The sequence below is a fragment of the Streptomyces sp. NPDC025833 genome, from assembly GCF_055558055.1.
Window position 1 is genome coordinate 274,447 of record NZ_JBVHNF010000013.1, and the last position, 10,789, is coordinate 285,235.

A 10,789-nucleotide genomic window follows, 5' to 3' on the forward strand; every position below is an offset into this window, starting at 1 on the left:
CCCCGCGAATCGGCCGCTTCGCCGCACCTCCCCGGGCGGCCGCCCGGGGACCGCGTCAACCGGGCGGCGGCCGGTTCACCCCGGCAGGGGAGGGCGACGGCGCGGGCGACGGGGAGTTCCGGCCGTGACGGACCGAGGCGGGGCAGACCCCCTGGGGCGGGTGCGGCGTAAGAGGCACGCCGGCGGCCACGGACGCGGGGCCGGTGGCACCGGTGCGGGGGAAGGGACCGCGCAAACCTCCCGCGCCCGGATGGCCGACCCCCACCCGTGATCGCTTTACGTCACGAAAGGAGTGCGCTGCGCTACTGGGTGTTGCGGCTCCGCCACGGCGCTTCCCACCCGAGGCGGGCCGGCGGCGCGTTCCCCGCAGCGCCGACGCGAAAAAACGAGGGGGAAACGACCATGACCACACCTCCCGCCGCCCCGCTGCGGGTCTCCCTGGTCAACGGCAGCTTCGAAGAACCCGCCGTGACCGACGTGGAGTTCCTGCCCGACGCCTCCCGCACCCAGGTACCCAAACGGGTCCCGGGCTGGCTCACCACCGCATCCGACCACCTGATCGAACTGTGGCGGTCGGGCTTCAACGGCGTACCGGCGGCCGACGGCGCCCAGTTCGCCGAACTGAACGCCAACGAGGTCTCCACGCTCTACCAGGACCTGCCGACCACGCCCGGCACGAAGCTGTACTGGCGGCTGTTCCACCGGGGCCGCCAGGGCGAGGACACCATGGCGCTGGACATCGGCGCACCGGGCGCCACGGTCGAACAGCGGCGCATCACCGACGGCAACACCGCCTGGGGCTTCTACACCGGCACCTACACCGTCCCGGCCGGCCAGAGCGTGACGCGTTTCGCGTTCCGCTCCGTCTCCGCCGCCGGCGGCAACCGCGGCGTCGGCAACTTCCTGGACGGCATCTTCTTCGGCACCGCCCCCCACGTGGTGCTCACCAAGACCGCGATCCCCGCGGGCCCGCTGGACGTGGGCGACGTCCTCACCTACCGCATCACCGCCAGGAACGAGGGCGGCGGCGCGGCGGAGAACCTCGTCCTGACCGACACCGTCCCGGCGGGCACGACGTACCTGCCCGGCTCCCTGCGCGTCGTCGACGGCCCCAACGCCGGGGTGAAGACCGACGCGCGGGGCGACGACCAGGCGTACCACGACGCCGGGACGGACCAGGTCGTCTTCCACCTCGGCAACGGCGCCTCCGGCGTCGCGGGGGGCAGCCTGCCCAGCACCGACGCCCTGCCCGCGGGGACCACGGTGGAGTACCGGGTCGTCATCGACCGCGAGAGCGGCGGCGGGCAGATCAGCAACACCGCGGCCGCCTCCTACGACAACCGGCTCGGGCCGCGGCCCGAACCGCTGACGGCGACCTCCGGCGAGACCCTCACCAAGGTCAGGCCCGCCGCCGACCTGGCCGTGACCAAGGCCGCCGACGCCACCACCGTCACCGTCGGCCAGACGGTCGCCTACCGCGTCGCCGTGCGCAACGACGGCCCCAACGGGGCCACCGGAGTCACCGTCACCGACCGCCTCCCCGACGGCCTGGCCTTCCTGTCCGCCGACGGCACGAGCGGCGGCTACGACCCGGCCACCGGACGGTGGACCGTGGGCGACCTGGCCGCCGGCGCCACCGCCACCCTCGTCCTGCGGGCCAAGGCCACCCGGGCCGGCCTGCTCACCAACACCGCCACCGCCACCGGCAACGAACACGACCCCGGCCCAGCCGCGAACACCGACACCACCACCGTCTGCGTCCGGCCCGCCCCCGCCTGCTGCGACCCCTGCTCCGGCACCTGACGCACCGCCCGCACCCCGCCACCGCCCCGTACCGCGTCCTGCCGGGCCCGGTACGGGGCGGTGGCGGGCGGCGCCGCGGCCGGACTCGGGAACCGGCCGCGCCGCCGCCCGCCGAAACGCGCGCACCACAACGCGTCCCGCCGTGTGCCCCGCACCCCACGACGCACACGCGGCCGAACGGGTGACCGCCGGCGCGGCCCGCCCATCGGCCCGCCGGGGCCCCCTGTGCGGCCGGGCGGCGGGGTCCGCGCGCGCGGTGCACGGCCGGCCGCCCGCGGGTGCGGGCGGCCCGGGGCGTCCCTAGCCTTGGTGGTGCTCGGGGACGACGGCGAGGAAGGGTGTGGCATGCCCCGCACGATCTGGTCCGGCGCGATCTCGTTCGGCCTGGTCACGGTGCCGGTCAACGTGGTCGGGGCGACCGAGGACCACTCGATCCACCTCCACCAGTACCACCTGGAGGACGGCGGCCGGGTCCGCTACCGCAAGGTGTGCGAACTGGAGGGCCGCGAGGTCTCCCAGGACGAGATCGGCAAGGGCTACGAGCTGACCCGCACGCAGGTCGTGCCGATCACGGACGAGGACCTGAGCAACCTGCCGCTGCCGACGGCGAAGGCCATCGAGATCGACGCCTTCGTGCCGCTGGACTCCGTCGACCCGATCAGGATCGCCGAGGGGTACTACCTCCAGCCCGCCGGCCAGGTCGCCGCCAAGCCCTACAAGCTGCTGGTCAAGGCCCTGTCCCGGTCGGCGAAGGTGGCCGTCGCGAAGTACGCCTGGTCCGGGCGTGAGCGCCTGGGACTGCTGCGCGTCCGCGACGGCGTCCTGGTCCTGCACGCCATGCGCTGGCCCGACGAGATCCGCGACCCCGGCGAACTGCTGCCGCCGCCGACCGAGGTGTCCGAGGACGAGATCAGGGGAGCGCTGGCCCTGATGGACACCCTGAGCGTCGACCGGCTGGAGGGGGAGGAGTTCCGCGACCGCTACACCGAGGCCATCGCCCGGATCATCGAGGCCAAACGGGAGGAGAGACCGCTGCCGCAGGCCCCCGAACCGGAGCGGCCCGCCCCGGTGCTCGACCTGATGGCCGCGCTGCAGGAGTCGGTGCACAAGGCCCGGGCCTCCCGCGGCGAGGACGCCGGCCCCGCCGAGGTGCACGAACTGCCGGCCCCGCAGAAGAAGACACCCGCCGGGAAGCAGCCGGCCCGGAAAGCCGCCGCGAAGCGGACCACCGGCCGGCGGACGTCCGCACAGCAGACCGCCGCACAGCCGGCGGCCGGGAAGAAGACGGCCGCGAAGAAGACGGCCGCGAAGAAGACGCCGGGCCGGCGCCCGCGCAGCGCGTGACACCCCCGCTCCCGGCCACCGGCCGTCTGCCGTCACCCGGACGCCCCCCGCCCGGCAGGGGGCGCAGGACGTCCGGGCACGCACACCGCCGCGGCCGGCGGCACCGCGGCGGCCGCCCGGACCGCCGCGGCCGGTTACACCGCGGCGGTGCGCCCGGTGATCGGGCAGGCCCCGCCCGCCGCCGCGCCGAAGGCAGCGGTCCCGGCGGCGGGCGCCGTTGCGCCGACCTGCTTGAGGATCTCGTCCGAGAGCAGGTCCTCCTTGCCCTTGAGGGCGTCGGCGACCTTGAGGTCGGTGTTGAAGACCATCTCGGCGGCGACGTTGTCCTGGACGATGCGCGCCAGGTTGTCCAGGGCCACGGCGATCGGGTCCGAGGGGGTCTCCACGGTGGGCAGGTCGATCAGGTGGGTGTCCACCTTCGCCTGGTTCATGGTGCGGCGGATGATGATGGACGCCTGGTTCAGCTCGGACGTCGTCCAGATCGACAGCACCGTGACGTAGAGGTTGCTCCACGCCTGCTCACCGATGAGCGCGCGCCACCGCTTCATCAGGGCCTCGATGCCGGTGATCTGCGCGGTGGCGGCGAAGGTCATGTTGACGCGGACGGCGGGGTAGACGGTCGCGGCGAACCGGTTGTACGCCACCATGTCGAACGACTGCGCCTTGACGATGGTGTCGATGAACTTGACGGCCTCCGTGAGGATCTTGTTGCAGGAGGTGTACAGGTCCGCCGGGAGGTTCGCGGTGGGCAGCTTGACCAGTGCCGAGTTCAGCGTGGTGCGGTAGGCGTTGAGCGGGGTGATCCAGCCCTTGTCGCCCGGGTTCCTGAACGCGACCATGTCCAGGTCGTGCGGGTCGATCCGCTCGGAGTTGGGGATGTTGGGCACCTGGTCGCTGAGGTAGGCGGCGAGCACGGAGTAGATGCCCAGGGGGACGTGCGCGAGCGACTTGGCCAGTTCGAAGTACTCCGCGACCGGGTCGACCGTCTCGACCTGCACGCCGTTGTTGATCAGGGTGAAGCGTCCGCCGACGGCGTTGTTCTGGACGACGACGACCGGGCTGAGGTGCTTGACCAGTTCGGCCTTCAGGGACGCGTAGTTGGCGCGCATCCCGGCGTTGACGCTGCGTATCGCGTCCCGTGCCGCCTTCTCGTCGGTCACCGCCGGTGCGGCCGGTGCGGTCGGTTCGGCCGCCGTGTCGGCGGCCGCCTGGGTCTGGGTGAGGAAGGTGGCTGCCCCTGCTGCCGAAACGGTACCCAGAAATCCTCTACGAGTTGCCATGCCCCGTCTTTCCATGGTGAGTGATCGGTTTTCTGCGGGGTGGGGGGAAAGATGTGGGGGGAGCTCAAGGCGTGGGGGGATCAGGCGTGGGGGGAAGCCGGAGGGAGTGCGGGAGGCCGCGGGCGTGGGGGAGCCGAAGCGGTGGGAGGACCGCCGAGGCGGGGGACGGATGTGGGGAAGAACCGGCCGGCCGGGTGGGCGGCGCGGCCGGGAGCACCGGCCGGCCCGCGACAGCGGCCCGGTGGTGACGGCCCGCGGCAGCGGCCCGCAGCGCCGGCCCGGTGGGTGCCGGCCCGGTGGTGACGTTCTGGTCGTGACGGCCTGGTCGTGACGGCCCTGGGGGAGGGGCCGGGCGTGGGCGGTGGTGCGCGGGGTGCGGGGGGCGCCCCGCTGTCACCGGCTGCCCGCCCGCCCGGCTGCCCGCCCGCCCGGCCGTTCGCCGGCCGGGCGGGCGGCGGGGTCAGGTCAGGGACTTCTGCGCGGGCACCACGACCCCGTACAGGTCCTGGACCGTGGCGAGAGCGGATGCGTGGACCTGCTCGGCGGGGATGCCGTCCGGGTTGCCCTTCAGCGGCAGCGGCCGGGTGGCCGAGGCGTCGGCGACCACGGTCGGCCGGTAGCCGTCGAGGAAGGCGCCCTGCGCGGTGAACAGGACGCACATGTTGGTCATGAACCCGGCGACGATCACGTTCTTGCGGCCGGTCTTCTTGACCTTCGCGGCCAGATCGGTGCCGTGGAAGGCGTTGGGAACGCTCTTCACCACGACCTGCTCGCCCTTGGCGGGCTTGAGCGCGGGGATGATCCGGCCCGCCTCGGACTTCAGGTCGTAGCCCTTGTCGACGATGTGGATGACCGGGGTGCCGGCCTTGCGGGCCCGCTCCAGCAGGGCCCGGGCGTTGTCGACCGCGGGCCGCCAGCCGTCGAGTTCCATCACCCCGCGGGTGTAGGTGTTCTGGTAGTCGACGAGGACGAGGGTGGCGTCCGCCAGGGTGGCCGGGGTCTCGTCGAGGCCGTTGAGCTGCCTCAGCGTCCTGGTGTCCTTGGCGACGTTCGCCCGGGCGGCGGGCGCCGGCGTCCGGTCCCCGTCCGAGGCGGACTGTGAGGTCGAGCCGCATCCGGCAAGGGTGGCCGCGACGACGGCGGCGGTGCACAGCGCGAGAACGGAACGCGGCGGCTTCATCGGAGCCGACCCCCCTGCGAGACGACGGCGGTGGCCTCGTACCGGGCGGCGACGGCGGCGCGGGCACCGCCGCGCCGCCGTCGCGCGCCGTCTAATCCGTGGGGCTGGGGCAACGTCGTTCTGGGCATGAAGAACCACCTGGGAGGGGGGAGTTGGGCGATGAGGTACCGGTCCGGTGACCTGCACCCATGACGCTATGGCCGGCCGCGCGCGTCGGCAATGTCATCCGACATGCAGAAAACGACATCGCCGCACGGCCCCCGCCCGCCCCGCCCCTGCCCGGGCCGCGTTCACGCGCCGCCGGTCTCCAGTTCCCGCTTGAGGTTGCGCAGCGTCGCGCGGATGTTGCGGGCCTGGAAGTCGGGGAAGGTGCTGCCGGCGGTGACGATCCGGTCGAAGACCCCGGCCGCGAAGGCGGGCCAGGCGCGCCGGTCGTCGGTCCAGGTCTCGGTGACGCGGGTCCCCCCTTCCGCCGGCTCGAAGCGGTACTCCCAGCTGGCGATCGGGCCGCGCAGCCGCGGCCGCCTGACCCCGATGGCGTGCACCCGGAACGCGAAGCGCCGCCCCGGATCGGCCGCGGTGACCGTGCACCGGGTCACCCAGCGGAACCTCCCGCGCCGGTTGCGTCCGGTGAACGTCGTGCCCAGGACGGCGGGCCCCTCGCCCGCGTCCCCTGCCGTGCCCAGGTTCTCCGGGCTCCAGCGGCCCATGTCGGAGGGGCGGCTGACGGCCCGGTAGGCGGCGTCGGGCGGGACACCGATCAGAATGCTGTCGCTCACCGTGAAGACACGGGCCATCAGGGGGGACCTCTCCTCGACACAACCGGAGTTACTCATTGGTAGTGACTCATGGTAGGTCCCCGTGCCGAAACGGCCCGGCGGCGAAGCGGCCGGGCCCGCTCACCTGCCGCGGACGAAGGAACGGGCGGGGACGAAGACCTCGTGCCCGGTGGGGAAGCGGACCCGCACCCCGGACGCGCCCCACACGGCGGACGCGACGCCCAGCCCCCCGGCCCGTACCGACGCGCACCCCGTGGCCGTAGCACAGGCCGGGGTCCCGGGAGACCACCAGCAGGTGGGCGTTCCGGCCGGACGGGGTGTGCTCCTGCACCGGCCCCGGGCGGCGCGGCGAGCGGTCGGCGCAGGCGTTGCGCCCCGCCCGTTTCCACGGCCTGCCGGAAGGCGTCGATGCCTTGTCCTGTCCGGCGTCAGGGCCGTGGCCGTCCGCCGGGCCCGTCCGCCTCGCGCCGGGTGTCCCGTTCGGCGGGCAGCGCGGTTTCCCGCTCGCTGGGCAGGAGCCGCCCCAGCAGGCGGTGCGCGGCCGGGGTCAGGGTCCAGCGGACGGGCGGCTCCCCGGGCCCGCACCCCCGCGCCGGCGCCGGGGCCTTCGGCCGTGCCGCGTCGCGCGGTCGCCGCTCCAGGGACAGGACGGCGAACCGGCGCCGTCCGGTGCCCGCGGGCTCCTGCCCCTGGAGCAGGCAGTGCGCGTCGAGCCGGGCGAGGAGGTGCTCCTGCCCGGCACCCGGGCCCGCGTCCGCCCGGTGGCGCGGCGGGGGGCCGTCGTCGGTGACCTCGACGATGAGGTACGGGTGGTCCAGGGTGACCTCGGCGGTCAGCTCACCGCACGCCCGGCGAAGGCCGTCGGCCAGCAGTTCCGAGACCACCACGTGCAGGGCCAGGCGCTGTTCGTCGTCGAGCGCGGCCCCCCACCACTGCACCACCGCGCACATCCTGCGCCGCACGGTGTGCACGGCGGGGGCGGTGGCGGCGAAGGTCCGGCGGAAGCGGGGCATGCGGTGTCTCCTCGGCGAGGGCACCGTGCGCGCGGTCGCGGCGGTCCTCATGAGCGGTCGGACCCATCCCGTTCCCACGCGATCCCGTAGATCCCGGCACTGCACTTGGCGGGCATGATGTGCACGCTGTGCGAGGCGTCCAGGACGAGCGGACGCAGGTCCCGCCGTTCCGCGCCGGACGCCTCCTTGAAGTAGCCGTACACCGACGACGGAAGATGTTCGGGATGGAAGAAGATGTGCAGGAGGTACTGCCTGACCGGGACCGCCAGGGTGCGTTCGTGGTGGTCGGAGGGCTTCCAGCGCGGACCGACGTCGAGGGTGTAGCCGACGATCGCGGTGTCGCCCCGGCGCAGCGTGCGGCCGAAACCGATGTCGAAGACCGCGGAGCCCACCTCCTGCCGGAACCGCAGGGCCTCCAGCCGCCCGCACTCCACGCTCACCTGCACGGAAGGGGTGTCGACGTCGTCGAGGTTGTGGTGGGCGGTCAGGTGCCGCACGCCGTCGCGGGCGCAGCGCACGACATGGCTGACGGCGTAGCGCGCTATGCAGCCGCGCGCGTCCAGCCGCACCGTCTCCTGCACGGAGAGGCTGACGAGATCCTCGTTGAAGCGGTAGGCGTCGGCACCCAGCGCCACTTCCAGCGGCGCGCCGGGACCGAGGATGCGGGAGAGGGCCGCGCAGCTCTCGCCCCGCGCGCTCATGGCCCGGCCCCGGGGCCGCCGGCCGGTCAGCAGCGCCTGCAGCGCGCCGCGCGGCAGGCCGAGGATGCCCTCGATCTCCGCGACCGCCCGCAGGGACTGCCGGCGCTCGGGCTGGCTCCTGCCCCGCTGCCAGTGGCTCAGCGTCACCGGGCTCACCACGACGCCCCGCTCGCCGAGATGGTGGTGCAGCCGCTGCAAGGACAGCCCGCTGGCCCTCAGCGCCGCGCGGAACGCCTCGCCGAACGTGCCCCGGACCACGGCCTGCCCGCCGTCCGCCCGGCCCCCCGCCGCCGCCTCCCGGGCCCGCCTCCCGGCCGGCTTCCCCGCCGCCTCTTCCGCCCGGTCCGCGGCCCGTTCCCCGGCGGGGCCCTCGGCCGGGTCCCCGGCGGGGTCCTCGGCGGGTTTCCCCGCCGGCTGCCCCGTCCGGTCCGCGGCCGGTTGTTCTGCCCGGTCGGCGGCCGGTGCCGGCTGCCCCGTCCGGTCGGCGGCCGGTTGTTCCGTCCGGTCGGCGGCGCGGTCCGGTGTCCGCTCCGCGGTCCGCTCTGCTGCCGGCAGGCGGTCCGGCTGGTTCATGCACGCTCCCGAGACAGCGACCCGATCGGAAACCCCTCCAAGGGTGCCGCGGTCGCCCGCGGCACCCCCAGGACCTGGTGGTGCGTGGCCCAGCCCCCGCACGGGTCCGCGCCAAACCCGTGGTGGGGATGCGCGGCGGGTCCGCCGGTGCCCGATGCGCACCGTTCGCGGGCCCGCCGGCCGGGGGCCGTGCCGGCCCGGCGCGGCGTCTGGGGAGGCCGTCGCGCCGAGGTCCTTCGGCATCCCGCCCGATCAGGCGGTGTTCAGGCTCAGGCCGTAGTACCTCAGGGCGTCGTCCAGGGGCTGGAAGTAGGACACGCCCTGCCCGTAGACGCCGTTGCACCTGTTGTCGGTCTGGCCGCCGGAGGTCATGCCCTGGCCCTGGTTGCCGGAGATCCAGGCGCCGCCGCTGTCCCCGCCGAGGTCGCACACGTTGCTCAGGCCGAGGTTGGTCACCAGCGTCGCCGGCTGCCCGGGGTCGGTGTAGGTCACCGAGTAGTCGTAGGACTTGATGGAACCGCAGGTCCAGTGGGAGGTGGCTCCGGACTTGCAGACGTCGGAGCCGACCGCGGCACGCCGGCTGCCCTGGACGGCGATGTCGGCGCCGTTGTTCCAGGTGCCGACCCGGGTGGCGATGGAACTGCCGGCGTCGACGGAGGCCAGGCCCATGTCGATGCTGGTCTGGCCGTGGTGGAAGCGGGTGGTGGTGCCCTTGGCGAAGTGCGCGCCGTTGTAGTACAGGTCGGGCAGGGACTCCACGCAGTGGCCCGCGGTCACCAGGACCTGCCCGCCGGAGGAGGTGCGGGCACCGAAGCCGACCGAGCAGTAGTGGTTGCCGTAGTCCGTGCGGCTGCCCGGGTAGACGGTGGCCGCCGTCGAGACGGCCCGGCCCCCGTCGTGCCGCACGGCGACCGCGGAACCGTAGGACGCGGCCTTCTTCAGGAAGCTCCCGGTCCCGGCCGCCGAGGCGTCGCGCACCTGGACCACGACCCGGTCGGACACCGGGTCCACGCCCCACCCCTGCACGCCGGCGGGCTTGCCCGTCTCGGCGTACTTGTCCAACGCGGCCTTGATCCGGCTCAGTTCGTCCGCGCCGTGCCGCACCACGCGCGCCGTCAGCCCCGCGGCCCTGACCTGGCGGGCCGGGCCCGCGGCGGTGACGTTCACCGTCAGCCGTCCCGCGCCGTCGAAGAAGGCGCCGCGGGCGTCGACGCCCGGCAGCCGCAGGCCGCGCAGCGCCGCCTGCTGACGGGCCTGCGCGTCGAGCCGCCGCACGGCCGCCGCGTCGTCGATGCCGAGGGACCGGGCGAGCGCGTGCACCATCTGCGGGTGGTAGCGGCCGTGGGGCGCCGCCGACGCCGCCGAGGCGGACGATTCCGTCGCGGTGGCGCCGTGCGCCGAAACCGCACCCGAGGATATGACCAATGCCGCCGTCGCGGCACAGGAGGCCACGATCGCGCGTAGACGAAGCACCTTTTCTCCATTTCGGAACAGCCGTCGACGACGGCCATGTGGGGGAAGAGCGGATTACGGTGAGGAAGCTGCTGCCGAACCCGCAGGAGAACTTTCCTGTCGTACGCGTGTCCCTGACAACCCTGAAGAGCGGCCCAAAAATTAACAGAACCGCGACTAACTGTTTCTGAGCCCCCGCCAATAGGGACGGCGTCAATTCCCTGCGGGCGGCGGCGCGTCAGGGCAGGGGAAACCGGCGCGGGGCGCGCGCGGCCGGCCGCGGCGCGGCGACCGCCAGGCGGCCACCGCGCCGCCGGCGCGGGCACGGACGCGCACGCGGCGCGAGGACGGATGCGGGAGGCCGGGGCCCGCCGGCACCGGCACCGGCACCGGCACCGGCACCAGTGCCGGTACCGGTTGATCGTGTGAAGGCGGGTGTGGCCGCGCGAGGGCGGGGTATACGCGCGCCCGTCAGGCGTTTCGGAGAGGCGGCAGGGGCCGTCATCGCACTCGGGAGGGGAACAACGTGGCGCTCATGAGCACGGCGGCAACGGATACGCGGACGTCAAAGCTGCCGGAGGTCGCGGATCCCTCCCGGGTGGCGCCGAAGGATGCGCGGGAGTTGTCCCGTTTGTTCTTCGGGCGGCTGGCGGTGCTGGAGGAG

At 74.1% G+C, this 10,789-nt stretch carries 8 protein-coding genes and 1 pseudogene; 3 read left to right on the forward strand and 6 right to left on the reverse strand.

Annotated features, from left to right (window positions below):
• Nucleotides 1-402: 402 nt before the first annotated feature.
• Both ACZ4K2_RS24650 and ku read left to right on the forward strand, forming a co-directional pair.
• Nucleotides 403-1,803, forward strand: a complete 1,401-nt coding sequence (locus ACZ4K2_RS24650; protein WP_467475652.1) for a DUF7507 domain-containing protein — start codon at nt 403-405, stop codon at nt 1,801-1,803.
• Between the two features lie 345 nt (nt 1,804-2,148).
• Nucleotides 2,149-3,147, forward strand: coding sequence for a non-homologous end joining protein Ku (gene ku / locus ACZ4K2_RS24655; RefSeq protein WP_467475651.1), 999 nt, complete (start codon nt 2,149-2,151; stop codon nt 3,145-3,147).
• A gap of 134 nt (nt 3,148-3,281) precedes the next feature.
• Here the strand turns inward: ku and ACZ4K2_RS24660 are convergent, their stop codons facing one another.
• The 6 genes from ACZ4K2_RS24660 to ACZ4K2_RS24685 form a co-directional block, all read right to left on the reverse strand.
• Nucleotides 3,282-4,427, reverse strand: a complete 1,146-nt coding sequence (locus ACZ4K2_RS24660) for a hypothetical protein (protein ID WP_467475650.1) — start codon at nt 4,425-4,427, stop codon at nt 3,282-3,284.
• Between the two features lie 460 nt (nt 4,428-4,887).
• Nucleotides 4,888-5,607, reverse strand: coding sequence for a cysteine hydrolase family protein (locus ACZ4K2_RS24665; RefSeq protein ID WP_467475649.1), 720 nt, complete (start codon nt 5,605-5,607; stop codon nt 4,888-4,890).
• Nucleotides 5,608-5,897: 290 nt separating this feature from the next.
• On the reverse strand, nt 5,898-6,404 hold the full coding sequence (locus tag ACZ4K2_RS24670) for an SRPBCC family protein (RefSeq protein ID WP_467475648.1): 507 nt from the start codon (nt 6,402-6,404) through the stop codon (nt 5,898-5,900).
• Between the two features lie 410 nt (nt 6,405-6,814).
• Nucleotides 6,815-7,399, reverse strand: coding sequence for a hypothetical protein (locus ACZ4K2_RS24675; protein ID WP_467475647.1), 585 nt, complete (start codon nt 7,397-7,399; stop codon nt 6,815-6,817).
• Nucleotides 7,400-7,446: 47 nt separating this feature from the next.
• Nucleotides 7,447-8,673, reverse strand: a complete 1,227-nt coding sequence (locus tag ACZ4K2_RS24680; RefSeq protein ID WP_467475646.1) for a helix-turn-helix domain-containing protein — start codon at nt 8,671-8,673, stop codon at nt 7,447-7,449.
• Nucleotides 8,674-8,925: 252 nt separating this feature from the next.
• Nucleotides 8,926-9,996, reverse strand: coding sequence for a S1 family peptidase (locus ACZ4K2_RS24685; protein ID WP_467475645.1), 1,071 nt, complete (start codon nt 9,994-9,996; stop codon nt 8,926-8,928).
• Nucleotides 9,997-10,651: 655 nt separating this feature from the next.
• On the opposite strand from ACZ4K2_RS24685, the pseudogene ACZ4K2_RS24690 reads away from it, so the two are divergent.
• Nucleotides 10,652-10,789: pseudogene (locus ACZ4K2_RS24690) on the forward strand (RNA polymerase sigma factor SigF); the annotation flags it as partial.